This window comes from Micromonospora sp. U21, assembly GCF_018070045.1.
GTDB lineage: Bacteria > Actinomycetota > Actinomycetes > Mycobacteriales > Micromonosporaceae > Micromonospora.
This window is the reverse complement of record NZ_JAGPYK010000034.1, coordinates 1-26,751: the sequence shown is the minus strand read 5'-3', so window position 1 is coordinate 26,751 and position 26,751 is coordinate 1. Positions and strand designations below refer to the sequence as shown.

Annotated in this window: 30 protein-coding genes and 2 pseudogenes; 16 read left to right on the top strand and 16 right to left on the bottom strand. The window is 71.3% G+C overall.

What is annotated here, in order from left to right; translation table 11 throughout:
* Positions 1-11 precede the first annotated feature (11 nt).
* The 9 genes from KBX63_RS29540 to KBX63_RS29500 are packed head-to-tail and all read right to left on the bottom strand — an operon-like array spanning position 12 to position 9,567.
* Positions 12-1,481, bottom strand: a complete 1,470-nt coding sequence (locus KBX63_RS29540; protein WP_210916899.1) for a dihydroorotase family protein — start codon at positions 1,479-1,481, stop codon at positions 12-14.
* Positions 1,478-2,845, bottom strand: a complete 1,368-nt coding sequence (locus KBX63_RS29535; protein ID WP_210916897.1) for an FAD-binding protein — start codon at positions 2,843-2,845, stop codon at positions 1,478-1,480. The genes KBX63_RS29540 and KBX63_RS29535 overlap by 4 nt, the downstream gene beginning before the upstream one ends.
* Positions 2,842-3,483, bottom strand: coding sequence for an aspartate/glutamate racemase family protein (locus KBX63_RS29530; protein ID WP_210916894.1), 642 nt, complete (start codon positions 3,481-3,483; stop codon positions 2,842-2,844). Before KBX63_RS29530 ends, KBX63_RS29535 begins: the two co-directional genes overlap by 4 nt.
* 10 nt (positions 3,484-3,493) lie before the next feature.
* Positions 3,494-4,828 (bottom strand): MmgE/PrpD family protein, encoded by a 1,335-nt coding sequence (locus tag KBX63_RS36555; protein ID WP_210916892.1) that lies wholly within the window; start codon positions 4,826-4,828, stop codon positions 3,494-3,496.
* A gap of 1 nt (position 4,829) precedes the next feature.
* Positions 4,830-5,531, bottom strand: coding sequence for an ABC transporter ATP-binding protein (locus tag KBX63_RS29520; protein WP_210916891.1), 702 nt, complete (start codon positions 5,529-5,531; stop codon positions 4,830-4,832).
* Positions 5,518-6,249 (bottom strand): ABC transporter ATP-binding protein, encoded by a 732-nt coding sequence (locus tag KBX63_RS29515; RefSeq protein ID WP_210916890.1) that lies wholly within the window; start codon positions 6,247-6,249, stop codon positions 5,518-5,520. The genes KBX63_RS29520 and KBX63_RS29515 overlap by 14 nt, the downstream gene beginning before the upstream one ends.
* Positions 6,246-7,295: a branched-chain amino acid ABC transporter permease gene (locus KBX63_RS29510; protein WP_210916889.1), complete on the bottom strand. Its 1,050-nt coding sequence runs from the start codon at positions 7,293-7,295 to the stop codon at positions 6,246-6,248. Before KBX63_RS29510 ends, KBX63_RS29515 begins: the two co-directional genes overlap by 4 nt.
* Positions 7,292-8,323 carry a branched-chain amino acid ABC transporter permease gene (locus tag KBX63_RS29505; protein ID WP_210916886.1) on the bottom strand — a complete coding sequence of 344 codons (1,032 nt, stop codon included), beginning with the start codon at positions 8,321-8,323 and terminating at the stop codon, positions 7,292-7,294. The genes KBX63_RS29510 and KBX63_RS29505 overlap by 4 nt, the downstream gene beginning before the upstream one ends.
* On the bottom strand, positions 8,320-9,567 hold the full coding sequence (locus KBX63_RS29500) for an ABC transporter substrate-binding protein (protein WP_210916883.1): 1,248 nt from the start codon (positions 9,565-9,567) through the stop codon (positions 8,320-8,322). Before KBX63_RS29500 ends, KBX63_RS29505 begins: the two co-directional genes overlap by 4 nt.
* 203 nt (positions 9,568-9,770) lie before the next feature.
* Between KBX63_RS29500 and KBX63_RS29495 the strand changes: the two genes are divergently transcribed.
* From KBX63_RS29495 to KBX63_RS29440, 12 genes are read left to right on the top strand one after another with little or no spacing between them, the layout of a single operon-like run.
* Positions 9,771-10,547, top strand: coding sequence for an IclR family transcriptional regulator (locus KBX63_RS29495; protein WP_210916882.1), 777 nt, complete (start codon positions 9,771-9,773; stop codon positions 10,545-10,547).
* Positions 10,544-11,386: a CoA ester lyase gene (locus KBX63_RS29490; RefSeq protein WP_210916881.1), complete on the top strand. Its 843-nt coding sequence runs from the start codon at positions 10,544-10,546 to the stop codon at positions 11,384-11,386. Before KBX63_RS29495 ends, KBX63_RS29490 begins: the two co-directional genes overlap by 4 nt.
* Positions 11,383-12,228 carry a cyclase family protein gene (locus tag KBX63_RS29485; RefSeq protein ID WP_247663616.1) on the top strand — a complete coding sequence of 282 codons (846 nt, stop codon included), beginning with the start codon at positions 11,383-11,385 and terminating at the stop codon, positions 12,226-12,228. The genes KBX63_RS29490 and KBX63_RS29485 overlap by 4 nt, the downstream gene beginning before the upstream one ends.
* Positions 12,225-13,622 (top strand): MmgE/PrpD family protein, encoded by a 1,398-nt coding sequence (locus tag KBX63_RS29480; protein ID WP_210916880.1) that lies wholly within the window; start codon positions 12,225-12,227, stop codon positions 13,620-13,622. Before KBX63_RS29485 ends, KBX63_RS29480 begins: the two co-directional genes overlap by 4 nt.
* Entirely contained in the window at positions 13,619-14,938 is a 1,320-nt protein-coding gene (locus tag KBX63_RS29475; RefSeq protein WP_210916879.1) for an MmgE/PrpD family protein, read from the top strand. Before KBX63_RS29480 ends, KBX63_RS29475 begins: the two co-directional genes overlap by 4 nt.
* Positions 14,935-15,813 (top strand): DUF3891 family protein, encoded by an 879-nt coding sequence (locus KBX63_RS29470; RefSeq protein WP_210916877.1) that lies wholly within the window; start codon positions 14,935-14,937, stop codon positions 15,811-15,813. Before KBX63_RS29475 ends, KBX63_RS29470 begins: the two co-directional genes overlap by 4 nt.
* Positions 15,813-16,334: a hypothetical protein gene (locus KBX63_RS29465; protein WP_210916875.1), complete on the top strand. Its 522-nt coding sequence runs from the start codon at positions 15,813-15,815 to the stop codon at positions 16,332-16,334. The genes KBX63_RS29470 and KBX63_RS29465 overlap by 1 nt, the downstream gene beginning before the upstream one ends.
* The gene (locus KBX63_RS29460) at positions 16,331-16,684 is read left to right on the top strand and encodes an EthD domain-containing protein (protein WP_210916873.1); all 354 of its coding nucleotides are present in this window, start codon (positions 16,331-16,333) and stop codon (positions 16,682-16,684) included. Before KBX63_RS29465 ends, KBX63_RS29460 begins: the two co-directional genes overlap by 4 nt.
* The gene (locus KBX63_RS29455; protein WP_210916872.1) at positions 16,681-17,280 is read left to right on the top strand and encodes a hypothetical protein; all 600 of its coding nucleotides are present in this window, start codon (positions 16,681-16,683) and stop codon (positions 17,278-17,280) included. Before KBX63_RS29460 ends, KBX63_RS29455 begins: the two co-directional genes overlap by 4 nt.
* Positions 17,277-18,212 carry an LLM class flavin-dependent oxidoreductase gene (locus tag KBX63_RS29450; protein WP_210916871.1) on the top strand — a complete coding sequence of 312 codons (936 nt, stop codon included), beginning with the start codon at positions 17,277-17,279 and terminating at the stop codon, positions 18,210-18,212. The genes KBX63_RS29455 and KBX63_RS29450 overlap by 4 nt, the downstream gene beginning before the upstream one ends.
* A complete protein-coding gene (locus KBX63_RS29445) occupies positions 18,212-19,576 on the top strand; it encodes an MmgE/PrpD family protein (protein ID WP_210916869.1) in 1,365 nt (454 codons plus the stop codon). The genes KBX63_RS29450 and KBX63_RS29445 overlap by 1 nt, the downstream gene beginning before the upstream one ends.
* Before the next feature lie 41 nt (positions 19,577-19,617).
* Entirely contained in the window at positions 19,618-19,836 is a 219-nt protein-coding gene (locus tag KBX63_RS29440) for a hypothetical protein (protein WP_210916867.1), read from the top strand.
* Here the strand turns inward: KBX63_RS29440 and KBX63_RS29435 are convergent.
* Positions 19,833-20,123, bottom strand: a complete 291-nt coding sequence (locus KBX63_RS29435) for a hypothetical protein (protein WP_210916865.1) — start codon at positions 20,121-20,123, stop codon at positions 19,833-19,835. The genes KBX63_RS29440 and KBX63_RS29435 overlap by 4 nt on opposite strands.
* Between KBX63_RS29435 and KBX63_RS29430 the strand changes: the two genes are divergently transcribed.
* Entirely contained in the window at positions 20,095-20,400 is a 306-nt protein-coding gene (locus tag KBX63_RS29430) for a transposase (RefSeq protein WP_247663621.1), read from the top strand. The two genes, KBX63_RS29435 and KBX63_RS29430, sit on opposite strands and share 29 nt — an antisense overlap.
* 183 nt (positions 20,401-20,583) lie before the next feature.
* On the opposite strand, the gene KBX63_RS29425 is transcribed toward KBX63_RS29430, so the two are convergent.
* The 5 genes and pseudogenes from KBX63_RS29425 to KBX63_RS29405 all read right to left on the bottom strand — a co-directional run bounded on the left by KBX63_RS29425 (position 20,584) and on the right by KBX63_RS29405 (position 23,301).
* A complete protein-coding gene (locus KBX63_RS29425) occupies positions 20,584-21,066 on the bottom strand; it encodes a peroxiredoxin family protein (protein WP_210916971.1) in 483 nt (160 codons plus the stop codon).
* An 81-nt stretch (positions 21,067-21,147) separates the two neighbouring features.
* Positions 21,148-21,405: pseudogene (locus tag KBX63_RS29420) on the bottom strand (transposase); the annotation flags it as partial.
* Positions 21,406-21,547: 142 nt separating this feature from the next.
* A complete protein-coding gene (locus KBX63_RS29415; protein WP_210916863.1) occupies positions 21,548-21,943 on the bottom strand; it encodes an MmcQ/YjbR family DNA-binding protein in 396 nt (131 codons plus the stop codon).
* Positions 21,944-22,065: 122 nt separating this feature from the next.
* Entirely contained in the window at positions 22,066-22,716 is a 651-nt protein-coding gene (locus KBX63_RS29410; RefSeq protein ID WP_210916862.1) for a nitroreductase family protein, read from the bottom strand.
* Between the two features lie 42 nt (positions 22,717-22,758).
* A complete protein-coding gene (locus KBX63_RS29405; protein ID WP_210916861.1) occupies positions 22,759-23,301 on the bottom strand; it encodes a carboxymuconolactone decarboxylase family protein in 543 nt (180 codons plus the stop codon).
* A gap of 104 nt (positions 23,302-23,405) precedes the next feature.
* On the opposite strand from KBX63_RS29405, the gene KBX63_RS29400 reads away from it, so the two are divergent.
* Both KBX63_RS29400 and KBX63_RS29395 read left to right on the top strand, forming a co-directional pair.
* Positions 23,406-24,050 (top strand): TetR/AcrR family transcriptional regulator, encoded by a 645-nt coding sequence (locus KBX63_RS29400; RefSeq protein ID WP_210916860.1) that lies wholly within the window; start codon positions 23,406-23,408, stop codon positions 24,048-24,050.
* Positions 24,051-24,984: 934 nt separating this feature from the next.
* The gene (locus tag KBX63_RS29395) at positions 24,985-25,185 is read left to right on the top strand and encodes a hypothetical protein (RefSeq protein WP_210916858.1); all 201 of its coding nucleotides are present in this window, start codon (positions 24,985-24,987) and stop codon (positions 25,183-25,185) included.
* 239 nt (positions 25,186-25,424) lie between these two features.
* Here the strand turns inward: KBX63_RS29395 and KBX63_RS29390 are convergent, their stop codons facing one another.
* Positions 25,425-26,051, bottom strand: coding sequence for a hypothetical protein (locus KBX63_RS29390; RefSeq protein ID WP_210916857.1), 627 nt, complete (start codon positions 26,049-26,051; stop codon positions 25,425-25,427).
* A 182-nt stretch (positions 26,052-26,233) separates the two neighbouring features.
* Here KBX63_RS29390 and KBX63_RS35655 point away from each other — a divergent pair.
* Positions 26,234-26,635: pseudogene (locus KBX63_RS35655) on the top strand (IS5 family transposase); the annotation flags it as partial.
* Between the last annotated feature and the right edge of the window lie 116 nt (positions 26,636-26,751).

The following is a 26,751-nucleotide window of genomic DNA, read 5'->3' as shown; positions in this document are numbered from 1 at the left end:
ACTGGACATGCTCACCCCTGGTACGGACGGTGCACGTAGCGGCCGCTCGGGGTGCCGACGATGTTGCCGGCGTCGAGCACGCGCTGCCCCCGGACCCAGGTGTCGGTGACGCGGGCACCGAGTTCGAAGCCCTCGAACGGCGTGTACTCCTGGGTCGACTCGGAGTCGGCAGCGTGCACGGTCCAGGTGGTGTTCTCCACGAGGCACAGGTCGGCGTCGAAGCCCACCCCGATGGTGCCCTTGCCGGGCAGGCCGTAGCGGCGGGCCGGATTCCAGGCGACCAACTGCGCGATCCGCTGGTGCGACAGGCCGCGCTTGCGCCCTTCCGAGACCAGCCCGGGCAGCAGGTATTCGGCGCCGCCGAAGCCCGACTTCGCGGCGAAGATGTCGTCGCGCGGGTCGCCGAACTTCGTCTCGTCCTTGCAGCAAGCGTGGTCACTGACCACCCAGTCGACGCTGCCGTCGAGCACGTACTCCCAGAGCGCCTCCACGTCCTCCTGCGGGCGCAGCGGCGGGTTCACCTTGCCGCCCAGGCCCTGGGCGCTGTCCACACTGGCCAGCAGGTGTCCGAGGGTGACCTCGCGCCGGAAGTCGACATGCGGAAACGTCCTGGCCATCAACATCGCCGCCCGCAGGGCCTTGCGCGAGGAGAGATGCAGCAGGTTGATGTTGGGCAGCCCGGTCTCGTCGGCCAGAAACGCCGCGATCGTCACCGCGAGCCCTTCCGAGTGCGGCGGTCGTGACGCGCTGTAGGCGGCCAGGCCCTGCAACGATGCGTCCTGCTCGACCAGCTTCGTGTAGGCGGTCATGATCTCGGCGGTCTCGCAGTGCAGCGACAGCGACACGTGCGGCGCCGCCTCGGTCAGCTTCTCCCGGGCCGCCTGCACGCCGCGCATCACGAACTCGAAGTGAGCGAGGTCGTAGCGCTCGTTCGGCGGGATCATCAGGAAGGAACTCTGGTCGCTGGACCGCCCGTGCAGCCCGTGGCTGCCGTAGAACATGAAGATTTTGAAGGAGGTGACGCCGAAGTTCTCGATGATCGACGGGATCTCGTCGATGTGCTCCTTCATCATCGGCGCGAGGTGGAATCCGTAGTCGATGAACGAGCGTCCTTCCGAGGCGGCCAACACGTGCGGGAAGAACTCGGCGTACGAGCCACCCCGGTTGAGGTAGTACTGCCCCGTGCGCATGTAGGTCAGTCCGGTCGTCACGCCGCCCTGGGCGCTGGCGCGGCTCTCGGTGGCGGTGTCCTCGGCCAGCGAGTTGTAGATGCCCCAGTGCTGGTGCGCGTCGACCGCGCCCGGGTACGCGATCCGGCCGCGCCCGTCCACGACGGTCTGCGCCTCGTCGGCCGGGATGACGGCCTCCACCCGCACCACCTTGCCGCCGGCGATGCCGATGTCGAGCCGGTCGCCGTCGGGCGAGCCGGCGTCGGGCCGGACCACGGTTACGTTCTTGATCAGGGTTTCCAGCAGTTTCATGCGTTTCCTCCCGTGGTACGAGCGACGTGGTTCGCCGCGAGGTAGGCGAGGCCGAGGGCGGGCAGGAGGCCGTTGCCGGCCAGGTAACCGGCCGCGCCATGGCCGGAGATGCCGGCCGCGGCACCGCCCGAGGCGTAGAGGCCGGGGATCGGCGCGCCGCCCGGGCGCAGCACCCGGGCATGCTCGTCGACCACCAGGCCGCCCTGGGTGTGAAAGAGCGCTGGCACCACCCGGGCGGTGAGGTACGGCGGCTCCAGTGGTGCTTCGAAAAAGGTGCGGCCGAACCGGTCGGCCCGCTCGCCGCGAGCCACCGCCGCCGTCTCGGCGAGTTCCGCGGCCACGGCCTCGGCCGGCAGCCCGGTGACCGAGGACAGGGCGGCCTCGTCGGCAGCGTCCAGCAGCGCGCCCGACTCCACGCTCTGCCGAAAGTCGGTGAACGCGAGGCAGGCGTCGCTGATCCGGCGGTCCAGTACCAGCCAACCGAACGCGTCCGGGCGGGCCGCGAGCGCGGCGGCGTACTCGGAATAGCCGGTCGTCTCGTCACCGAACCGCCGTCCGGTGGTGTCCAGCAGGACACCGCCGTGCATCACGGTCGCCCAGCCGACCAGCGTCGCGGAGCGGGCCGAAAGGGCGGCATGCCCCTGGTACGCGTCGAGCAAGGCGCTCTGCGCGCCGAGCTCGGTGCCGATCCGCAGCGCATCGCCACGGGACATCTCACTGCCGTGGTAGACCGCCGTGGCAATCTCCGGCAGGTGCTCGCCGACCAGGGTCCGGTCAGCGCCGTAGCCGTTGGTGGCCAGCAGCACCGCCCCGGTCGGGATCTCCTCGCGTGTGCCGTCCGGTCGCTCGACCACGGCGGCCCGAACCGCGCCGGCGTCGACGACCACGTCGACGAGTCGGGCCGGGACCAGCATGTCGATACCGGCCCTGCCCAGCCGCTGGACCAGATGGTCGAGCAGCACGGTGCCGTGCCGGCCCTCGACGGTGTGGCAGCGATCGACCGAGTGGCCCGGGTAGTGGAAGTCGGTCACCAGCGACAGCTCCAGCCCGGCGCTGTCAGCCAGCCACTCGACCAGCTCGGCGCTCACCGCGCCGAGCGCACGGGCGAGCCTCTGGTCGCCCTGCCCCTTGGTCTTGCGCGCGACGTCCGCCGCGAACAGCTCGGCCGAGTCGTCGACGCCGGCGGCCCGCTGCCACCGCGAGCCGGCGCCCGGGATCATCGCGGTCGACATCGAGGTGTTGTTGCCTCGGCGGAAGTGCTCGCTGGCCTCGACCACCAACACGTCGAGGCCGAGCTGGGCGGCGCGCAGGGCGGCGACGAGCCCTCCGCCGGCGCCGGCGACCACGAGGTCCGGCCCGGTCACGCGCCCACCTCCCCCGCTCCGATCAGCCGCAGCGCCAGGGCGGTCGGGTCCACCACCCGAGCTGGCAGGCTGGCGCCGGCCGGCAGGTCGACGGCCGAGCAGCCGTTGATCACCGAACGCGCGCCGCCCGCGGCGAGCGTGCCGACGGCAACGCCAAGTGTGCTGGCCCAGCGGGAGGTGTCGGCGATCGCGTGCACGTCGAGGTCGAGCACCTCGACGCCGAGCAGGTCGGCCGACCACCCGTAGACCCCGGCCCGGGCTGTGATCTCGTCGGCGATCGCCTGGTTGCGGGCCACCGCCGCGCACCTGCGCCCGCTCAGCACGGCCCAGCCGAGGCTGAGACGGAGCAGTCCGAAGACCGGCACCGGCAGGGTGCCGGCGAGGTCCGCCACACCGGGGTCGAGGACGCAGTCCGGCAGCAGCGCGTCGAAGCCGGCCGGCGCGCCGCGCAGCGCCGCGGTGACCAGCGCCTCGCTCTCCCGCACCTGCGCGTTGGTGTCCAGGGCGCGCGGTGCGTCCGCTCCGATGTCGTGCAGCACGACGTCGATGCCCGGCGGCGACAGCGCGGCGTAGCGCGCCTGCCGGCGAGCCAGTTCCTCGGCGTCGACATGGATCGGGGTCACGGCGTAGATCCGCACGGTCTCTCTCCTAGATCTCGGCGAGCCGGCGCAGGTCGGGCCCGACGTCGGTGGTGCCAGCCAGGCCGGCGGCGACCTCGTGCACGGCTCGGACGGTGTCGGGGTCGAGCAGGCGTCCGAGCAGCGCGAGCACGTCGCCTTCGGTCATCGGGTGGTAGGCCGCGTCGCCGACCGGGTTGGGCACCTCAATCACCTTGGGTGGCCCGCCGAGGGTGCGGACGGTGACGCGGGCCGCACGCTCGTCGGGCAGTCGGGCGTCGAGGTCCGGAGCCACCCGCAGCACCACCTTGGCGGCCAACGCGCGTACGCGCGGGTCGTCGCGCTGGTCGTCGGCGGAAACGGCGGGGTCGACGGTGCCGTGCACCAGCGCGGCGGACACCACGAACGGCGTCGAGAACAGCGCGGCCAACCGGCTGTCCCAACTCGTCCGGCCGAGCCCGCCGGCCAGCGAGTGGGTCTCGACCAGGACCTCCTCGATGGCGTCCAGCGTCAGCCCGTCGGCCCGCATCAGCAGGGCCGCGTCAGCCGCCGGGTGGGTGAACGAGCAGGACGCGTGCCGCTTGAAATAGCCGAGCTGCACGTCCCACCGGGTGCCGAGCCCGTCGGTGAGCGGCGCGGGGTCGAACCGGCCGAGCACGTCGCCGAGCGACAACGAGGGCGTACCGGTGTTGCGGGCGACGCCGGCCGCGGCCATCCGCGCCGCCGCCAACCCGGACACGTTGGCGGCTCCCAGCCAGGCGTCGCGGACCGGGTTGCCGTCCAGCGCGCTGGCGAAGTGCCCGGCCACCGGCAGGCCGGCGCCTGCGTCGATCGCTGCGGCGACGCCCTCACCGGGCAGGCCGAGCAACCGCGCACAGCCGGCCGCCGCGCCCGCGACGCCCCAGCTGCCGTGTGGATGCGCGCCGGTCCGAAGGGTGGTGGCCCGGCCGAAACGCGCCGCCACCTCGTAGGCCGCCAGCAGCGCCGACATCGTCTCCGGACCGGAGGCGCCGAGGTCGGCGGCGAGCGCCAGCACCGCTGGCAGCCCGTGCGCCGCCGGATGACCCTTCGCGTACTTGTGGCCCTCGTCGAGCTCGAGCCGCGCCATCGCGGTCGCGTTCAGCCAGGCTGCCGCCTCGACGGTGGTGGTCGCGCCGGCCCCGACCAGCGGCGCGGGCCCGGACCCGGGACGCCATGCGGCGACCAGGGCCCGCTGCTCGGCCTGCCGGGCGCCGACCACGGTCACGCCGAGCGAGTCGAGCAGCACCAGCCCGAGCCGGTCGCGGACGGCGTCCGGGACGTCGGACCAGCGGAGCCCGGCGGCCCAGGTGCCGAGCCGGGCCACAGCTTCCACAGTGGACGTCACGTTAGAGCCCCAGGTAGGCGGCTCGGACCCGATCGTCGCGGGCGAGCTCCGGTCCCGGGCCTTCGAGGACCAGGCTGCCGCTCTCCAGCACGTACGCCCGGTCGGCCAGGTTGAGCGCGTGCGCGGCGTTCTGCTCGACCAGCAGCACCGAGACGCCCCGGTCGCGGATCGCCTTGATCGCGTCGAGCACGGTCCAGGTCAGCTTCGGCGACAGGCCGGTAGACGGCTCGTCGAGCAGCAACAGCCCTGGACCGGCCATCAACGCCCTGCCGATCGCGAGCATCTGCTGCTGCCCGCCACTGAGCGTCTCGGCGGCTTGGGCGCGCCGCTCGGCGAGGATCGGGAACAGGTCGAAGACCTCGCCCAACGGCTCATCGAGCGGCTTGCGGCCACGGGTCCAGCCGCCCATCCGCAGGTTCTCCTCGACGCTGAGCGGCCCGAACAGCGCCCGCCCCTCCGGCACGTGCAGCAGCCCACGGGCGACCAGCTCGCTCGGGCGTACGCCGTCGGCCCGTCCGCCGTTGAAAGTGATCGTGCCCCCGGTCGGTTTGACCAGCCCGGAAATGGTCTTCAGCGTGGTGGTCTTGCCGGCACCGTTGGCGCCGACAATCGCCACGATCTCGCCCTCCTCGACCCGCAGGTCGAGCTCGTGCAGGATCTGCAGGCCGTGGTAGCCGGCGCTGACCCCCTCAAGCGTGAGCATGCGGGTCCTCCCCGAGGTAGGCCTCGATGACCCGCGGATCACGGGTCACCTCCTGCGGTGAGCCCGAGGTGAGCACCCGGCCCAGATCGAGCACGAGCACCGAGTCCGACAGCCGCATGACCGCAGCCATGATGTGTTCGACGAAGACGAGCGTCACGCCGTCTTCGGTGCGCAGCCGCTCCAGCAGCTCCATCACCGGCGCCCGCTCCGCGGGCACCAGGCCGGCCAGCACCTCGTCGAGCAACAGCACGCGGGGTTTGCTGGCCAACGCCCGGGCCAGCTCCAGCCGCTTGAGGGCCGCGGTGGGCAGGCCCTCGGTCGCCGAGTCGCGCCACCGGCCGAGGCCGATCCGATCGATCAGCTCGGCGGCGGCGGTCCGGGCCGTGCGCTTGGCGGCGCCGCCGGCCAGCACCGCGATCGTGACGTTCTCCAGCACGGTCATCGAATAGAACGGCCGCATCAGCTGGAACGTCCGGGTCATGCCCGCTGCGGTCACGTTGTGCGGCGCGTGCCCGGTGATTTCCTTGCCGCCCAGGTGCACCCGGCCGGTGTCCGGCCGCAACGCACCCGCGATGAGGTTGAACACCGTGGTCTTGCCGGCGCCGTTGGCCCCGATGACGCCGAGGATGCTGCCCTCGGCGACCTCGAAGCTCACCTCGTCGACCGCCCGCAGGCCCTTGAACGACTTGGAGATTCCCTCGACCCGAAGCAGTGTCATCGCCGGGACCACCTTTGGCGGATCGTTCCGTAGATGCCTTTCGGCAGGAGCAGCACGATGATGATCAACAGGGTGCCGTAGACGATCACGTCCAGGCCGCTGCGCCCCTGCAGGAACTCCAGCGCGGGTGGCGGGTTGCGCAGCACCGTCGCCGTCACGTCGTTGAGCGGGCCCATCACCACGGCGCCGATTACCGGGCCCCAGATGGTCGCCACCCCGCCGATCACGGCCGGCAGGATCGCCTGGATCGACACGCTCGACCCGAACGCCAGGTCCGGATCAATGAACAGGAAGTACTGCACGTAGAAGGCGCCGGCGACAGAGGTGATCGCGGCGGATAGCGCCATCGTCAGCAGCTTGTAGCGCATCACCGGGATGCCGACCGCTGCCGCCGCGTCCTCGTCGTCGCGGGCGGCCTTGGTGAACTGTCCGGCGCGCGAGCGGACGAACTGCACGCTGATCACCAGTGCGGCGACGGTGAGCCCAAGCGCGATCCAGAAGTAGTTCGGCGACGCTGGCTCGAACTGGATCCACCACCACGAGCTGTCGGGACGCAGCGGCACGTGGTAGCCGACCGCGCGGTTGACGAAGTCGCTGTTTGTCGCCCAGAGCCGGAGCATCTCGGCGAACGCGAAGGTGGCCAGCGCGAAGTAGGCGCCGCGCAGCTTGTACCGCAGCGCGAGAAAGCCGATCAGCGCGGCGAACGCCGCGGCCATCACCATGCCGGCGAGCATCCCGATCCACGGCGACGCCCGGTGCTCGACCAAAAGCCAGGCGCTGGTGTACGCGCCGATTCCGAAGTAGGCCGCGTGCCCGAAGCTGAACATGCCGCCGAAGCCACTCATCATGTTCCAGCCGATGCTCATCAGGGCGAAGATGAGCACCCGCACCGCGACCGATGCCTGCGCCGACGGAAGGATCAGCGGCAGCGGCACCAGCAGCACGGCGAGTACCGCGATGGCCACCAGGTGCTTGTTCCACGGCAGGCGGGGCAGCGGCCTGCCGGCCGCTGTCTCCGGTGCCGGCGTGTCGGTGGTGGTCGTCATGCCGACCTCCCGAAGAGTCCCTGCGGGCGCAGGAAGAGCACGAGTACGAAGACGATGAACACCGACAGCAGGGGCGACTGTCCCGGCAGGTAGATGCCGCCGAGCTGCTCGGCCAACCCGATGACCAGACCGCCGACCAGCGCGCCGACGACGTTGCCCATGCCGCCCAGCACCACCACCACGAAGGCCACGATGTTGAACAGCGAACCGGTGGTGGGCTCGATGGTGACCAGTGGGGCGACGAGCGTGCCAGCGGCGCCGGCGCAGGCGGTGCCGAGGGCGAAGGTCACCGCGTAGATGACCCGGGTGTCGATACCGACCAGCTGCGCGCCGGTGTCGTTGGCGGCCACCGCGCGGATCGCGGTGCCCAGCCGGGTGCGCTGCAGCAGCAGGTAGAGCAGTCCGGCCAGGATCAGCGCGCCGACGAAGGCGAGGATCCGGGACAGGTTGGCCACCGCTTCGAAGATCGGCACGCCGCGGTCGCCGGGCAGGGCCACCGAGCGCGGGTTCCCGCCGAAGAACAGCAGCAGCGCGTTCTCGATGATCAGCGAGATGCCCAGCGTGATCAGCAGCTGGTTCTCCAGCGGCTTGCCCATCGCGCCGGCCAGGATGCCGCGCTGCACCAGCAAGCCGAGCACGAACATCGCCGGCACGCTGACGGCGAGCGCGAGATAGGGATGCAATCCGGCCTGGGTCAGCCCGAACGTCAGGAACAAGGCCAGCGCCAGGAAGCTGCCGTGGGCGAAGTTGACGATGTCGAGGACACCGAAGATCAGCGTGAGGCCCATCGCGATCAGGCCGTAGACGCCGCCGATCAGGACACCGGTGGCCATCGCCTGCACGACGACGACCCCGCTGCCGGAGCGGACGTACGCGAGCACGACCGCGAGCACGACCAACGCGGCGATCACCGCGATCCGCAGCCACGGCACGGTACGGCCGCGGGTCGGGCGTACCTCGTCGGGATCCAGGGTTGCCACGCCGCCGCTGCCGGCGGCGGCGTGACCCTGGTCGGCTGGCGTGGTCACTGGCTCTTGAAGGCGGGGTAGAGGGGCTTCTCCTCCGCCTTGTCGGCCGGGAACACCTGCTTGACCACGCCACCCTGGACCTGCATGAGGATCGGCGTGGCGTTCTCGTTCTCTCCGGTCGGGCCGAACTTGATCGGGCCGTTGCCGGCGATCAGGGTGGGCACCGAGCCGCTGGCGATCGCGTCGCGCACCTTGGCCGGTTCGGCGCTGCCGGCCCGCTCCAGCGCGTCGGCGATCACCTTGACCGAGTCGTGTGCGAGCACCGCGCCGGTGCGGATCTGGTCGTTGTAACGCTCCTGGTAGAGCTTGGCCAGCGCCTGCGTGTCGGCGTTGGTCATGTCGGCGTGGTAGTTGGCGTCGAAGAAGCCCTCGGCTGCGGCGCCTGCCTCCTTCGGGAACTGCGGGAGGTCGAACGCACCGTTGGCGACGCCGTAGACCGCTTTCAGGGCCGGCGGCTTGACGGTGGCGACGGCCTTGGCCGCCAGCACGCCGTCGCGGTAGTAGCCGGACACCATCAGCACGTCGGCGCCACTGGCCTTGACCTGGGTGACCTGGGTGGTCAGGTCGGAGACGTTGGCGGCGTCGTAGGCGATCGCCGGGCCGACCTTGATGCCGGCCTTCTCCGCCTCGGCCTTGAAGGCGTCACGTACGGCGCTGCCGAACGGACCCTGCTCGTGCAGCACCGCCACGGTCTTGACCGGCTGGTTGGCTGCCTTGGCCACCTGGTCGAGGAACTGCGCGCCGGCGGTGCCGAGCACGGTGGAGCTGGGCTGCACCCGGAACGTGTACTTGTAGCCCTGGGAGAGAATCGAGTCCGCGCTGGACACGTCGATCACCAGCGGCACCTTGTTGCGTTCGGCCACCGTGGACACGTTCGCAGTGACCGCGCTCTGGTAGGTGCCGACCAGGCCGACCACGCCATCCTGAATGAGGCGCTGCGCCTCGCTCTGGCCGACCTCCGGCTTGCCCTGGGTGTCGGCGCTCACCAGTTCCAGCTTCTTGCCGCCCTGCGACTTGATGCCACCGGCGTTGTTGATGGCCTCGACGGCCAGCTTGGCTCCGTTGTCCATCTGCTGCCCGTCAGCCGCGGCCGCGCCGCTCAGCGGGTGCAGAGAACCGATCTTTATGGTGCCACCGGACTGGGCACCGCCGCCGTTGGTCGTGCCGGCGGGCCCGGACCCGCCACACGCGGCGAGGGCCAGCGGCAGGGTCAAGGCGAGGCTCAGGGTCCAGGTCTTCCTCATGTCAGCTCCTGGGGTGACCGTGTTCCGCCGCACGGAACATCGCATGGGGCATGATGCTGGCACTGCCCGTTCGGCTGGGTCAAGGGTTCGTCGCAGAATCTTCTTCAACCCTGGATAACGCCACATTGGGGGCTTGACCCTCGGGCCGGTCGGTGCTGGAATCGTGTTCCGCTGGCGGAAACACCGCACTGGGAGATGAAGACGTGGCAGAAAGTCAGGGCACCGAGGCGGCGAGCCGCGTGGCCGACGTCCTTCTCCTGTTCACCGACGGGCCGGACTTCCTCGGGGTCACCGCGATAGCGCGCAGCCTCGACCTGTCCAAGGCCGTGGTGCACCGGATCCTGCAGACGCTGGTCGAGCGCCGGCTGCTGGTCAGCGACCCGGCGAGCCGCGGCTACCAGCTCGGCCCGGCGGCCGCCGCACTCGGCGCCCGCGCGCTGCGCGAATCGCAGCTGCGCACGGTCGCGATGCCGGTCCTACGCGAGCTGCAACTGGCCACCGGCGAGACGACGACCGTGTCGGCGCGGGTGCACAGCGGCCGGGTCTACCTCGACCAGGTCGAGTCCACCCGGGAAATCAAGATGACGGTCGAGGTGGGTCGCCGTTTCCCCCTGCACGCCGGCAGCTCCAGCACCTGCATCCTGGCCTTCCTGCCCGACACCGAGCGGGAGTCCGTGCTCGCCGCCGAACTGCCGTCGCTGACCAGCCGCACAGTGACCGACCACGACCTGCTCCGCTCGCGGCTCACCGCGATCCGCGAGACCGGGGTAGCCAACTCCGACGGCGAACGCCAGGAGGGCGCGGGCTCGGTCGCCTCGCCCGTCTTCGGCATCGACGGCACAGTCGTCGGCGCCATCTCGGTCTGCGGCCCCGCGCACCGGGTCGACGCGGCCGCCCGGGAACGCTTCGGTCCGCTCGTGTGGGAGGCCGCTGACCGCATCTCGCGGGCGCTGGGCTGGTCCGGCGGGCTCCCCAAGTGACCCCGCGATCCTGGCTCTACGTGCCCGGCCACCGCGCCGACCGGGTCGCGAAGGCCCTCGCCGCCGGCGCCGACGCGGTGGTCGTCGACCTCGAGGACGCGGTGCCGCCGGCCCAGAAGGCGACCGCCCGGGAAACCGCCCTGCGGCTGGCCTCCCAGGGCCTCCACGAGCGATCGCTGTGGGTACGCGTGAACGACCCGACCGGCCCATGGGGCGAGGACGACATCGACGCGCTGGCCGGGTTGGAGCTGACCGGCTTGCGGGTGCCCCGGTGCGAAGACCCGGCCGTGATCCGCGAAGTCGCCACCCGGGCCGGGCTGCCGCTGCAACTGCTCCTGGAAAGCGCCGCCGGGCTGGCCCGGGCGGCCGAGTTGGCCACCGCGCATCCCCTGGTCGCCGGGCTGGGGCTGGGCGAGGCCGACCTGTCGGCCGACCTACGGGTGACCGGCGACGACGGGCTGGCCTGGGCGCGCGGCTGGGTGGTGGTCGCGGCCCGCGCCGCTGGGCTCCCCTCGCCCGTGCAGAGCGTCTACACCGACGTCGCCGACCTCGACGGCCTGCGCGCCAGCACCGAGCGGGCCAAGGCCAACGGCTTCGTCGGCCGGTCGGTGGTGCACCCCCGACAGATCCCGGTCGTGCACGAGGTCTTCACGCCGACCTCCGCCGAGGTGGCGGCCGCGCGGGCCGTCCTTTCCGCCGCGGCCCGCGCGCAGGAGGCCGGCGAGGTGGCCGTCCTCGACGCCGACGGCCGGTTCGTCGATCCCGCGGTGGTGCGCCGGGCCCGACTCGTTCACGACCTGACCGAACCGTCCGAACCACCATCAGGAGGAACGAGTTGACCACCGAGCCGCAGGCCCGCCCGGCGCGCACGAACGACGCCCTACTCACCGCGGTGACCACGGGGGTACGGCTCGTCGAGCTCGGGCACCCGCATTTCACGGGCATGCCGTGCTCGCCGAACCATCCCGGTTTCCGAATGAGCCTGATCCGCCGCCACGGCGACTTGGTCCGCCCGGACGGCGGCTCGGCGGCCAACGAGATGATCGTGACCGGGGGGCACGTGGGTACCCACGTCGACGCGCTCTCCCACGTCAGCCACGACGGCAGGCTGCACGGCGGCGTGGACGCCGCGGCGGCGCAGACCGGCGGCCGGTTCAGCGCGCTGGGCGCCGAGCACACGCCCGCGCTGCTCACCCGGGGTGTGCTGCTCGACGTGGCCGCCGTACACGGGGTGGGCGTGCTACCCGCCGGCTACGGCGTGACCGCGGCCGACCTGGCCGCCGCCGCCGAGCGGGCCGGTGTCGAGCCGGGGCCCGGCGACGTCGCGCTGGTGCGCACCGGCTGGGCGCGGCACTTCGAGGACGCGACGACCTATCTCGGGCAGACCGCCGGCGTGCCGGGGGCCACCATCGACGCCGCCGAGTGGCTGGCCGCGCGTCGGGTGGTTGCCACCGGCTCGGACACCACGGCGTACGAGCAGATCCGTCCGGGCAACGGCCACAGCGTGCTGCCCGTGCACCGGGTGTTGCTGGTCGATGCCGGCGTCTACATCATCGAGCACCTCAACCTGGAGCACGCGGCCGCCGAAGGGCTGACGGCGTTCGTCTTCGCGATGGCGCCGTTGCGCATCGTCGGCGGCACCGGCTCGCCGATCCGGCCGTTCGCGGCGGTGGCGGCATGAGCACGCCGACCATCGTCCAGCGGCTCGCGGCGGTGGCCGACGACGTACGGCGCGGTGGGCTTCCCGGCGACCTGCGGCAGGACGTGGCCCGCAGGGTGCTCGACCTGATCGGCAACAGCCTCGCCGCCACCGGGCTACCGCCCGCACGGGCGGTCACCGCGTACGTCCGGGCGGCTGGCGGCACGCCGGAGGCCGTTGCGATCGGCACCGGGCTGCGCGTCCCGGCCGCGAACGCGGCGCTGGTCAACGGCACGCTGGCGCACTCGCTCGACTTCGACGACACCCACCTGCCGTCGGTTCTGCACCCCTCCTCGCCGGTGGTGCCGGCGGCGTTGGCGGTGGCCGAGGCGCGCGGCGCGTCCGGTGCCGCGCTGCTGGACGCGGCCGGGATGGGCATCGAGGTCGCCGTCCGGCTCGGCATGGGCGGCTACGACCGCGCGCTCGGAAATTCCGAGTTCTTCGAGCGCGGGCAACACGCCACGTCGATCTGCGGCGCGGTCGGGGCAGCCGTGGCGGCCGCGATGGTTGGTGGCGCCGACGCCGAAGGCATCGCGCACGCGGCCGGGATCGCCGCGAGCATGGGTGCCGGCCTGCTGGAGGCCAACCGGACCGGCGGCACCGTGAAGCGGGTGCACTGTGGCTGGGCAGCGCACTCCGGCGTGGTCGCCGCCGAGTTGGCCCGGCACGGGCTCACCGGGCCGCCGACCGTGGTCGAGGGGCGGTTCGGCTTCCTGCACGCGTTCTGCGGCGAGCGGGCCGACGTCGACGCGGTGGTGGACCGGCTCGGCACGCACTGGGAGCTGCCGGGAATCTTCTTCAAGCCGTACCCGTGCAACCACTTCACGCACGCCGGCATCGACGCGGCGCTGGCCCTGCGCGCGCGCGGCATCGACCCGGCCGCGATCGAGTCGATCGAGTTGGGCGTACCGTCGCCGGTGCTGCGCACGATCGCCCAACCGCCGGAGGACAAGGCGCGGCCGGAGTCCGGCTACCACGCGGCGTTCAGCGGCCCCTACACGGTGGCGGCTGCGCTGCTCGGCGGCGGCGGCCTGGGCCTGGGCCACGAGGACTTCACGGACGCTGCGGCGGCGGACGAGACGCGGTTGGCGCTGGCGGCGAAGGTGCGCTGCGTGGCGGACGCCCGCTGCGACGAGATCTTCCCGAACCAGTTCCCGGCGGTACTGCGGGTGGTGCTGCACGACGACACCCGGCACGAGGTGCGGGTCGACGTCAACCGCGGTGGGCCGGACAACCTGCTCAGCTCGGCCGAGCTGGCCGCCAAGTTCACGCTCAACGCCGCGCGGGTGCCCGACCGCGAGGACATCGCCGCGGCCGTGCTGGACCTGGCCGCCGCGCCCGACGTGGCCGGTCTGATGGCCCGGGTGCGGGGATGATCGAGCGGCTCGCCGCGACCGCCGCCGGCACCGAGTGGGCGTCAGCACCCGCCAGCGTCCAGGACCGGGTGGTCGACCTGGTCGCGGACACGATCGCGGTCGCCGCGCTGGGCAGCGGGCGGGTCGAGCTACGCGCGCTGGCCGCCGGGTCCGGCGGCTCGGGTGAGTCGACCGTGGTGGGCTCGCCGCGCGGTTGGCCCGCCGCGGAGGCTCAGTTCCTCAATGGCAGCGCGATCGCGGCGGATCAGCTCCAGGACGGCCATCGACCGGCCCGTGGCCATCCGGCATCGCACGTGGTCCCGGCCGTGCTGGCGCTCGCCGAGGACCGGGACCTACCGGGTGTGGAACTGCTGTCGGCGGTGCTGGCCGGTTACGAGGTCGGTGTCCGGGTCGGCCGGGCGATGGGGGGCACGCCGGACGGCGTGCACGACATCGGCACCTGGGGCCAGGTCGGCGCGGCCGCCGGGGTGGCCCGGCTGCTGGCGCCCGGCGATGCGGCCGCCATGCGCCGCGCCGTCGAGCTGGCCGGCTCGGCCGTGCTGCTCAGCGACGCGGCGACCATCTTCGCCGGGCGTGCCGGCGGGCACGCGCTCCTGGGCGCGTCGGTGCAGCTGGGCGCGAGCCTTGGCGCAGCCGCCGTGGCCGGTCTGGAACCGCTGCCCGGCGCGCTGGATCGGCATTTCGCGGCGGTCGCCGCCCGTGACTGGTCGGGTGTCGGGCAGGACCATGGCCACGAGGTGCTCCATGGTTACACCAAGGCGCACCCCACCTGCGCCCACCTGCACGGCGTGAACGACGCGGTGGCGGACATCGTCTCCGTGACCGGCCCGTTGTCGGATGTGGAACGCGTCGAGGTGCGCACGTTCGCGCACGCGGCCCGGTTCGACGCGGTCGCCGACAGCGAGCTGGCCGCCCGGTTCAGCGTGCCCACCTCGGTCGCGGTCGCGCTGCTCACCGGCACGCTCGACGAGACCACGCTGAGCGCGGAGGCGGTCTGCTCGGCGACGGTCCGCGACCTGGCCGCGCGGGTCGAGGTGCGGCACGACCCTGAGCTGGACGCCGGCTATCCGGCCGGCCGCCCCGCCCGGGTACGGGTCATCCGCGCCGACGGCAGCGTGCTGACCGGAGCGGCGGATCTGCCGCGCGGCGACGGTCCCCGGGCCTTCGACCGGGACGCGTTGCGCACCAAGGCCCGGCGGCTGCTCGACCACCGCTTTCCCGGGCAGGCCGACGCGGTGCTCGCCCTGATCGACGGGCTGGCCGCCGGCGGCACCGCCCGCTCGCTCGGCGCCGCGCTACGGGCGGCGGCCGCGTGATCGTCACCCGACGCGACGGCGCGCTGCACCTGGTCGAGCAGGTCGAGCACGGCCGGGTCGCGGGCGAGCTGGCGGCCGTGTGGGGCAATGACCGGTTCGAGACGCCGACGCCGGGTTCGCCGGTGCGCACCGCGGCCTCGCGGCATGACGAGGGCTGGCGGGCGTGGGACGCCCGGGTGCTCTTCCACGAGCTGGAACGCCGGCCGCTGCACTTCTTGGAGATTGACGCCACCGAACACGTGCGGCTCTACCGCCAGGGCATCGAGCGGGTGGCGCTCGGCGACGTGTACGCCGGCGTCCTGGTCGGCATGCACTGGACCGGCCTCTACCGGGGCCGGTGGTCGGCCCCGGACGCCCGGGGCCGGTTGAACCTCGGCATCGAGGGCCGGGCGGCGCGGGACGCGGCGGTCGACGCCGAGGAGCGGCGGTGGGTGACGGCGAAGCGACTGGCTTGGGTGGCGGCCGAGCCCCGGGCCGCGTTCGAGACCAGGCTCTGGCACAACTATGAGCTGCTTCAGCTCTGGGACCTGCTCTCGCTCTACCTGTGCGTGATGCCGCCACAGCCGGCGGCCGAGCCCGGACCGGCGCGGCCCTGGGGTCCGCAGCTGGCCGCCCTGGAGCATTCGGCCGAGGACGTGCTGCTGCCGCCCGTGCGCACGCACCCGTTCGGCTCGGTCGAGCGGATCACCGTGGGTGTCCGCAGGCCGGGCGTGCTCTGGCTCGACCCGTACCCGTTCACCCGGCCCGGCGTCACCGTCGACGTGCTCAGCGCGGTCGTGCCGGACCGGACCTACCGCCATGCGGAACTCGCCGCACGGGTCGGACGGACGCCGGCGACCGTGACGACCTGGCACCTCGCGCCGTGGACCCGCTGATGGACCTCGCCACGGCCCGCGCCGCCGCGCACGCCTTCGTACTCGGCGAGGCCGGCTTCGCCCAGGTGACCACCATCGACTCCGACGGCTTTCCGGTGAGCCGCACGATGACCGCGTTCCTCGAACCGGACTGGTCGGTCAGCCTGGTGCAGCGGGCCGGCCACCGGCGGCTCGAGCAATGGCGGCGCGACCGGCACACGCTGGTCACCTGGGTCGGCACTCCCGCGCCGGGCGCCACCAACGAGCGGCCGCATGTCTTCGACATCGGCCTGCTTCCACCCCGGATGGTGGCCGTCCGCGGGACGGCGTCGGTTATGCCGCCGGAGTGGACGATCGCGGTGTACCGGCGGGAGGTGGCTCGGCAGCGGGGATCCGGCTTCACCAAGGCTCCCGTGCGCTCCGCTGACGAGGTGTCCGCCGAGTTGGCCGGGGTGCGGATCGAGCCGGTGCGAGTGCGACTTGAAGGGTTCGGCGCAGGCGCCGAATCCCATCTGTGGACGGTTAGGAGAGCAACTACATGATCAAAATCATTCTTGGTTACGAGATCGAGGAGGGCGTCAGCCCCGAGGAGTACGAGCGCTGGCTCTTCGATGTGCACGCGCCGGACCTCCTGGCCAACCCCTACCTCGACCGGATCGTTTTCAACAAGGTGCTGCGCCCGGTGCGGCAGGCCTCCGGCGGCACCGCCTCCGTGCCGGAGGGCTACACGTTCTACCGGATCGCCGAGATGCACTACGCCGACGAGGAGGCGTACGCGAACTACCTGCGCTGGTTCGAGGAGCACCCGCTGCCGGCCGAACGCGGCCCGGCCGGCCGCACGAAGTTCAAGTTCTACCTGGTCACCGAGAGCACCGAGGTTAACCGGGAATGAGTGTTGCCGCACTGCTCGCCGGGTTCGCCGCGCTCTCACCACCGGAGGGATCCCTGGCCGCGTGGGCGGCCCGGGTCGGCACACCGGACGGCGAGTTCCCGCTGATCGGCGCCGGCACCCGGGCGGAGACCTACGTCGCTCTGCAGTGGAATGGCGAACGGTGTGCCTCGCTCGGTCCGGCGGTCGGGCCGACGCTCGTCGGTCTCGCGGTCGGCGCGGGCCGGCGCCGGTCGGCGGCCCAGCTGTCGGCGGCCGTCGACGCCGGGCTGGCCGCCGCCGAGGTGTCGACGCCCACGGTGCCGGTGAGTACCGGTGTGCTGGCCGCCACCGTGTGCGCGGCGCAACTGGCCGAGGTGCCGGAGAACGAACTGCCGGCGCTGCTGGACCTCGCGGCGAGCCTGATGGTGATCGGCCCGCCCGGTGTCGCGCCCGGGCACGACCCGGCCGCCGCCTGGCTCGCGATGCGGGCCTGGGATGCCGGCATCACCGGCATGCCCGGCGGTCTGGCCCACACCCTGTCCGTGGTGTCCAACGGGCTTCCCGACCGCGCTGCGGCTGACCTGGATGTCGTCGATCTCGTGGAGGCGCTGCGATGATCGTGCTCAACGTGGCGCGGCCAGCCGGCGAGGCGGACCCGGTCGAGCTGGCCGGCGCCGCGCTCGCGGCAGGGCTCGACGGTGTCGCCCTGGCCGACAGCCCGCGGCTGTTTCCCGACTGCCTGGTGGAGACCGAGCGGGTGCTCAGCGCCACCCCGGCCCGGCTCGCCGGGCCGTGCGTGCTCAGCCTCGGGCTGCGGCACCCGGCCACGGTGGCCGGCGCCGTACGCACCCTGGAGGCGCACCATCCCGGCCGGGTGCTCACCGTGGTCGGGCGGGGGGAGAGCTCGGTACGCAACGAAGGGCTGGCGCCACCGTCTCTGCGTGCGTACGAAGCGGCGCTCGACGTGCTGCGCGAGCTGGTGCCGGCGTCGGCGCTGCTGCTCGGCGCCGCGTCCGGGCCGCGCACCATCGCGGCCACCGCCGCCCGGCTCGGCGGCGTGCTGATCGACGCGGGCGCGGACCCCACGATCGTCGGCAAGGCGGTGGCGTTGGCCCGCTCGGCGCGGGCGGACGTGCCGGTCTGGATGTTCGTCCGCGCGGTCGTGACCGACGACGAAAACGACGCCGACGCCGACGCCGCCGCCGCGCCCGTGCTCGGGTCGTGCGCGGCCCGGCTGGTGCGGGCGCCGGACTGGTTCGACGTGCCGGCCGCGCTGCGCTCCGGGGTTACCGCCGTGGCGGAGGCGCACGACTACCGGCGGCACGGCACGGCCGATGCCCGCGTCGCCGGCGACGTGCCCGCCGAGGCCGACCGGTTCGTCCGTGAACGCTTCGTGGTAACCGGCGACCGGCGCGCGGTCGCGGAACGGTTCGCCGCGTTCGGCGCTGCCGGCGTCGACGGCGTGGTGTTGGCCGGCGCTGTCGGCGGGGTCCTGGACCGGCTCGACGAGCTGGGCCGAGCGGTGCGCGATGGCCTGAGGAAGGGCTGATGATGCCAGGAATCGACACCGCGCGGATCGCCGCCTTCGCACACGACACCAGCCTCGGGGACCCGCCCGAGGAGGTCCTCACCTTCACCCGCGCGCTGCTGCTCGACACCCTGGGCTCGCTGCTGGGTGGCCTGCGGTATCCGGCCGTGCGGGCGCTGGCCGAATCACTACGCCCGCCGGCCACCACCGACCTTCCGTTCGGCCGGCTACTCACCCTCGGCACGGCCGCGACCTGGCTGGACGCCGATTCCGGCGGGTCCTTCCATCCGCAAGGGCACCGGCTGCCACCGGTGCCGACGGCGCACCCGGCGCCGCACTCGCTGCCCGTGCTGCTGCACGCCGCTGCTGACGGTGTCGACGACCGACGGCTCGTCGAGGTATTCCTGATCGCCAACGAGATCGGCATGCGTTTCGGCGTCGGCACCACCCTGCGGCCCGGGCTGCACCCCCACGGCATCCACGGTCCGATCGCCGCAGCGGTTGCCACCGCTCTGCTGGATGACCTTCCCCCTGCCACCACCGCCACTGCCATCGAGCTGGCCGGCTCGGTGCCGATGGCCGCGACCCTCGCCGTCCCGATGCGCGGCGGTACCGTCCGGAACCTGTGGACTGGCCTGGGCGCCTACTACGGCGCCTCCGCCGCCCGCCGCGCGGCCGACGGCGCCCCCGGGTCGGGGGCCCTGCTCCGCGAACTGCTCGACGGCCTGGTCTGCACGGATCTGTCCGCCGCGGAACTGACCACGGGTTTGGGCACCCGCTGGCGGCTGGCCGACAGCTATCTCAAGCCGTACGCCTGCGCACGCTGGGTGCACCCCGCGCTGGACGCGTTCCGCGCCGCCGTCGCCGGCGTAGCCGACCCGGTGCGCGAGCGTGGGGGCCTGGCCGCGATCGAGGTCGACACCTTCGCCTTCGCCGCGTCGCTGTCCACCGTCGATGTCTCCTCGGACCTGCAGGCGCGGTTCTCGGTGCCGGTCAGCTTGGCCACCCTGGCCCTCGACGGCGAACTGGCCGCAGCGGGTTTCCTGCCCGACCGGCTGGCCCGCCCCGAGGTTGACGCGCTGGCCGCTCTGGTCCGGCTGCGCGAGGAGCCGGCGTTCACCGCCGCCCTCCCGCACGAGCGGCCGACGATGGTCACGGTCCACTGGCGGGACGGCTCCACGGCGTCGGCCACGGTGCGCAACGCCCGCGGCAATCCGGACGACCCGCTGACCGCCGACGAGGTGGCCGCCAAGTTTCGTCGCAACGTCGAGGACGTACTCAACGCGACGACCGCCGACGCGGTGGTGGCCGGGCTCCTCGACGGTGCTGGCGGCGACACCATGGCGCGCGCGGCTGCCGAGGTGATCGGCCGCTTCTGCCCCTAGTTGCTCCAGCCTGCGCCGCTCGGCTCGGCGTTCATTCCGGGATGGCCGCCCGGTACCACCGGCTGATGGTCGACGCCGGCAAGCATTACGACTCGGCGCTCTGCCACATCGCCACCACTCTGCTCAACCGGATCATCGCCGAGCGGTGCACCATCCCGGAGGACCTGCGAGCCCAACGCCGGACCACGGACGGCGGAACGGGCCGGCGAGACAAGAGGTCGCGCAGCGCCCCATCAACCGGCCCACGACGTGGGTCCTAACCCTGCCGCCGCTGAGGCTGCTGGAGCCCGATGATGCGAAGCAGATCGAGTTTCTGCTCGTCCTCGGAGTCCGGTATGGCCGTTATCATCACGATCGTCTGGTCACCGGGGCCGCCGATGAACGTGTCGCAATCCACGACGATGTCCCCCACCAGCTCCGTCTGTAGCTGCTCATCGACCTCGGTGACAGGGTTGCTCAGTTCAAGGTCCTGATCCCGGGACCGGGCCGGGCAGTTCACCACCGCTTTCGACGCCGTACTGACCGACGCCGGCATCAGCCCGTGCAAGATCCCATCGCGTAGCCCGCGGGTCAACGCCTACGCGGAACGGTTTGTTCGCACCGTCCGCACCAAGGTGACCGACCGGATGCTCATCGTCGGTGACAGGCACCTCCGCCGAACACTCGATCAGTACGCCTGCCACTACAACGGGCAGCGTCCGCATCGGGCGCTGCAGTTGCTGCCTCCACGCTCCGACCGACCCGTCGTCGACCTGGCCCACGAGCGGATCAAACGCCGGCCCATCCTCGGCGGGCTGATCAACGGGTACGAACGAGCCGCGTAGAAGGCCCAGCTCAGACCAGGTGACAGGGTATTGGAACCCGACAGGCAGGAGAGCCGGGGGGACGCCACCTACGTCGACACCGTGGTCGACCTCTGCCTGACCGCACTCACGCCCTGATCTTCGACCCGCCCGCTCGGTCCGCCCGCCCGACGTTCCGGGCGGGCGGACCGAGCGGGCGTCCGCCTACGCGGCCTGGTGCTCGCGCAGGTAGCGGACCAGCCCGGCGACGTCCTCGGGGACGAGCCGTCCGATCGCCCCGCTGGAGTACACGCTGACGACGACCTTGCCGTGCGGGTCGAGCACAAAGCCGGTCGACTGCAGGTACTTCGGGTCCTCGTTGACAAACGCTCCGGTCGCCTCGGCGAACGCGGTGGCGTCCGCGCTGTGGCCCAAGGGGAACTCCAGACCGTGCTGGGCGATCGTCTCCTTGGTGGCGGCCTCGTCGTCGACCGAGACCGCGACAACCTTGATGTCCAGCTCGGCGAGCTTCTCCAGCGAGCGCTGGAAGGCGCGCAGCTGGGTCTTACAGTACGGGCACCACGAGCCACGGTAGAAGAGCAGTACGCCGAAGCCGCCGGCGAGCGCGTCGGGCACTTGCAGGGTCTCCCCGCCGGGCAGCGACAGCGTCAGCGCGGGGAACTGGTCTCCAGGTCGCAGCAGGCTCATTTCTCGAATCTCCTTGTTTCTGGGCTCGATTCTTGCGTTGTGCCCGGCCGGCATGGGAACCGGCCGCCTGCGGGGCCGCCACTGGGCGAACACGCCCAGTTGAATCCATTCGTCGGGGCGGTTGCGGATGGTGGTGGCCGAGCAGGTGGTGTCGGCAATGCCTTCGTAGGACCAGCCGAATCGCAGGACTTGCAGGAGTTTGTCGAACACGATCCGGTCAGCCACGCGTGGTCGGTGACAGACCAGCGGGTGGGTCGGATCGATAGCCGGTCGTACGGGCAGCAGCGCGGCGAACTGGTCCCACAAGGGGTCGCTCAGCCATGATGGGACAGCGGGCACAGGCATTCCGATGACCACTGGGTGTAGGAACCTTCATGATCACCGATGCATGTGCCCGCTTCGTATCCGCCCGGTAACCGCTGCCCTATTTGCGCGACCACTAAGGGCAACAGCGCTCTGTGCGCGGTCGGCGTCAGCGTGATCAGTCGGCGGAGGGCGGGACGCGGAACAAAGCGGGATCGACGGGACGGCTCTGCTTCGGCAGGCTGGCGACGACGAGGAGGTACGACTCGGTCACGAGATTGTCGACAAGCGCGGGCTCGACGTCCGCACCCGCCCGCACCGTGATCCAGTGCTTCTTGTTCATGTGGTAGCCGGGCGAGATGCTCGCGTGAGCTGCGCGGAGCGCCTCCGCGTCGGATGGATCCGCTTTCAGGACCACGACGGGATCGCCGGGCATGGACGTCTGCAGCATGAACACCTTGCCGCCGACTTTCCATACCTCCCAGTCGCCGGTGAACTGGTGTGTGTGCTCGGAGCCGGGAAGCTCGGCGGCGCGGGCCGCGGCTCGATCCTGCACTGCCTTATCAATCTGCATCTTGACCTCCTTGAAGTCCTTAGGGGGCCGATTGCCCGGCGTTCGTCGAGTAGGTGCGGACGCCGGGCAATCGAGTCGAAGTGAACGGGGCCGGCACCGCGGTCCGATGTCCGCCCCGTCCGTCACATGTGCGTGAAGATCTTCTCCGCGTCGAACCGCGAGACCGGCTGGCGGGAGACCCGAGCCTCGTCGGGGTAGCCGAGCACCAGAAGCAGCGTGGTCGTGTAGTCGGTGTCGGTCAGGTCGAAGGCCGCGTCCACGGTCGTGCGGTCGAAGCCCTCGAGCGGCGTCGCGTCCACCCCGAGGGATGCGGCGGCCATCATCGTGGCGCCGACGACGAGGTAGGTGTTCTTCTCAAGCCAGTGGAGCACGTCCCCGCCATAGATCTCCGTCTGGATCTCCACGAAGTTAGAGGCGCCCGCCTCCCACCCCTTCTGGATCTCCGGGTTGGCGAAACGCCCGTCGGCGCGCTCCTTCTCGAAGATCTCCTGCAGGTGTGTGTCGGGGATGTCCTTGCGCGTCGTGAAGACGATGGCGTGTGACGCGTTGCGCACCTTCTCCGCGTTGTCCGCGAAGCGGCCGACCAGTGCGTCCGCGAGCTTGTCCTTGCCATCCTGCGTCTCCAGCACGTGGAAACGGTTCGGCTGGATGTTGATCGTCGTCGGCGAGGTGCGCAGGTAACGCAGCAGCTGCTGGAACGTCTCCTCCGGGATCCTCTTGCTCGGGTCGAAGTAGCGGGTGAGGTGCTTCGTGATCAGCTTGTCGAGATTCAACGTCGCGCTTTCTTTCGTTTGAACGGCGGGTGGAGAGGAAAGTCAGGCCGACTGGTGGTCGGCGCCGGGGACGTCGACGACGGTGTCGCTGACGTTGTTGAGGTAGTTCGTGAGCAGGGTGACGACCACGATCGTGACGATCGCCTGGATCTCCGGGTCGATATACCCGACCTCGCGGATCGCTGCGAGGTCCTCGTCGCTGACCTGGCCACGCGTCTCGATCACGTGCTGCGCGAACTTCGCGACGGCGGCGCGCTTCGGGTCGCTGGACGTGCCCATGCGGGCGAGCTCAATCTCCTCCGCCGACATACCGCCGAGGTTCGACGAGATGAAACCGTGGAGTGCCTGGCAGTAGTGGCAGCCGTTCGACTGAGAGACCGCGAGGGCGATGGTGTGGCGCGTCTTCGCGTCCAGGAGCTTCGAGATGCTGCCCTGCAGGCCCATCACGATCTCGAGCACGGTCGGGTTCGCGGCGAGCGTGGTGAACATGCTGGGCGCGAAGCCGAACTGCTTCGCGATGGCGTCGAGGGCGCCTTGCGTCTTCGCGTCGATGTCGGCGGGCGCGGGAGCGGTCAGGCGAGCCATCGTGATGAACCTCCGTGTGACGTTACTGGACTATTTCGTCCACTCGCTTGAGTGAACACCATCGAAAATGGGTTGGCAAGCCCAGTTCGTGTTACGTTGATGACATGCAGGTGGACAACGGGGCGGATGCAGCCCAGAAGCTCACTCCCAAGGGCCAGGCCACACGCGAGCGAATACTGGAGCATGCGGCCGCGTTGATCTACGGCAAAGGGGTCCACGCAACCAACAACGAGCTCGTCCGCCGCGCTGCAGGCGTGAGTGGATCGCAGCTGAGTCACTACTTCCCCACCAAGGAGAGCCTCGTCCTGGCGGTCATCGACTGGCAGGCCGACAGCGTCCTCGGCTTCCATCGCAGCGAACGGTTTGCCGGCTTCGACACCGTCGAGGCGTTCCAGGACTGGACGGACTTTTACGTCCTCTCGGGGCGTCCGTTCGAGGACGGCTGCAGCCTCGGCTCGCTCGCGAGCGAGATCGTCAAGACGGATCTCGACGTGCACGACCGGCTCGCGGAGGTGTTCGCGCAGTGGCGCGAGATCTTCCACGTCGGGCTCGATCGCATGCGGCAACTCGGCCGCATCGACGCGTCCGCCGACCCCGCGCGGCTCGCCGACATGTTCCTCGCGGCGTATCAAGGCGGCACGCTCCTCGCTCAGGTCGCCCGGGACATCGGCCCCCTGCAGGACGCGCTCTCTGCGGCGGTCGACCATCTGCGGACGTTCGTGACGTCTGACGACCAGCACATGGGCTGACGCGGCGCATCCGAGCCTCGGGTGTCGGGGCGCGGAAGAAGGTCTGGCGAGTTGGTAAGACGACCACGTCGGGCGACGTGAAAGGGCGTCCGCTCTGTTGGCAGAACCGGACGGCTCGCCGACATCCAGCCTGACGAATTCATGGGCTCGATGGCGTGATGGCTGGTTGCCGGCCGGTGGTGACCAAGACCAGGGCTAGCACGACCTACGCCAGCGGGAGCAGGCCGGCGACGTCATGCGGCGACCGCAGGCGGCACGTCGCTGCTTCCTTGCTGCTTCTGGCAACATCCCACGACAACAGGCGGGGTGATGGCCGAGCTGAGAGGCACGGGGATGACAACCGATGGCAGCAGACGATGCGCCGCACCGGCGTTCCGCCGGCCGCCATACCTGAATCTCCATCGCGGTCGTGCTACGCCCCGTGTAACGCCGCTGGCGACGACATCGCCCCATATTAATGGAGCGACGATCTTGTCGCCGACCCGACACCGGCCGCCGATCACGACACGCCGGCTCACCGGGCATCACGGGGTATCAACCGAAGGGAGCCCGCGTATGCGGGTCCGCACAGTGGCCCGCTCGGCCCTGGCATCGACGCTGGTCGCGGCGACCGGACTCGTCGCAGCCGTCGCACCCGCGCAGGCCGCGGACACCAGCACCGTTCTGCAGGGGGTGAAGTTTCGTCAAGGACATCGCCGCCGGCAACGGCCGGCTGTTCATCTCCGCCAGCGATCAGATCGTCGTCACCGACGACAGCGGCACCACGGTCGGCGCCGTCACCGGGCTCGCCGAACCGCACGGCCTGGTCGTCACGCCGGACGGCAGCCGCCTCTACGCGGCGCTCAACGGCTCGAACGAGATCGCCGAGATCGACACCACGGCCCTCACCGCCACCCGGCGGCTCGACCTGGCCGCCTACCCGTACCCGGCGTACGTGTGGCTGGCGGGCGACCGCCTCTGGGTCGGGCACGGCCTCACTAACAGCTGGAGCGGCGGTGTCGTGGGTCTCGACCTGTCGGCGACGACGCCGGATCCGGTCCGCATCGCCAGCGGCCTGTACGGCCCACGGAAAATCGCCGCCGGCGGGTCCACCGTGGTGGCCGGTGAGAACGGAAGCAGCCCGGGCGACTTGTAGATGTATAACATCAGCACTTGCCCCGCCACCCTGCGCGGGGTGCTCGACGGCCACGACAACAACCTCGGCTACCTGGCGTCCCGCCCCGGCCGCGTGACCATCGGGTACCCCTCGACGCAGGCGCCCGCTGGCGGGCCAAGTCCGCGGCCCAGTCGCGGGTGATCAGGCCGGCCACCGCTGCGGCGCGACCATCGGCTCGCCGTCGAGCCGAGCAGTCGCGGCACGCTCGCACCGATGGGCTACCGCTGCTGGAAGCGGCTCAGGAACTCGTCCACCAGGTGCGGTTTGGTGTAATCCATTCGGGTCCGAATGCCCGACGTGAGGCCGCCCGCCTGGCCGCCGCACGTGTAGATCAGCGGCACCGGTGGCCGGTCCGGGTAGCGCAGCACGAACGAGTGCTCGTGGCTGTATCCGACTAGGAGGCAGGCCTCGCCCATCGGCTCTGGGGCGGCATCGGGCCACCAGCCGCTGTGTCGCCGCTGCCACTGCCGCCAGGCCTCGTTGCGGTTGGGTAGTTGGTTGAGCAGCGCGGCGAAGTCGGCGGCACCGGCACGCAGCACCCGCTGATGTGGCGGGTCCGCGACCCCGGGGCGCTGGTTATGCAGCGCCGTGGGTGTGGTGCACAGCAGCACCTCCGTAGCGCCGGGCGGCACGAACGGGCCATGGGCGTCGACGAACTGGCGCCGCTTCTCGATGACCGGGCAGCCATCCGGTCCGAGCGGTATCTCATACGGAGTGCCGGCCATTGCCGGCCAGGGCGACACGGTGCGCTGGACCCAGGCGATCGTGACCACACTCGCGGCTACCGCGACCACCGTCACCACGACGACCACAGCCCAGCGCTGGCGCGGGCTCCACTCGGTCACTGGCCACCTCCAGCTCGGCGATTGCCAGCGAGGCTAGCCTGTCGATCTTCGGTCGCGAGATCGTCGGGCACGGCGGGCACAACTGACGCTGACAACGGCTGCCAACCGCTGTAAGAGCGTGTTTGAGATGGTCTGTTGTGGACGGCGTGTTGGCGTGACACCGAGGATCTTCAGCGGGCAGGGTGGCTCGGGTGTCTGTTCGTCGTGGTTACCCCTCGGACCTGACCGATGCCCAGTGGGCGCTGATCGAGGCGCTGCTGCCGGAGCCGAACACGGACGGGCGGCGGGAAAAGCATCCTCGTCGGGAAATCGTCAACGCGATCCTGTACGTGGTGCGGGCGGGGTGTCCGTGGCGGTATCTACCGGCGGATCTTCCGCCGTGGTAGACGGTGTACTGGTACTTCGCCCGGTGGGAAGACGCCGGCGTGACCGAGAAGCTCCTGGCGGCGCTGCGTATCAAGGCGCGGGTGCAGCAGGGCCGCGAGCCGCAGCCGTCGGCGGGGATCATCGACTCCCAGTCAGTGAAGGGCGCTGACACCGTCGGCCGAGACAGCCGGGGCTACGACGCCGGGAAGAAGACATCCGATGCGGAACTGCTGTCAAGCAGCGGAAGGTAGTTGCTGGTTGGCAGCGTTGGGGAAGGCGACGGTTTCGTTGAAGGTGATGCGGTTGCTGAGGCAGTGGTGAAGGCAGCCGATCA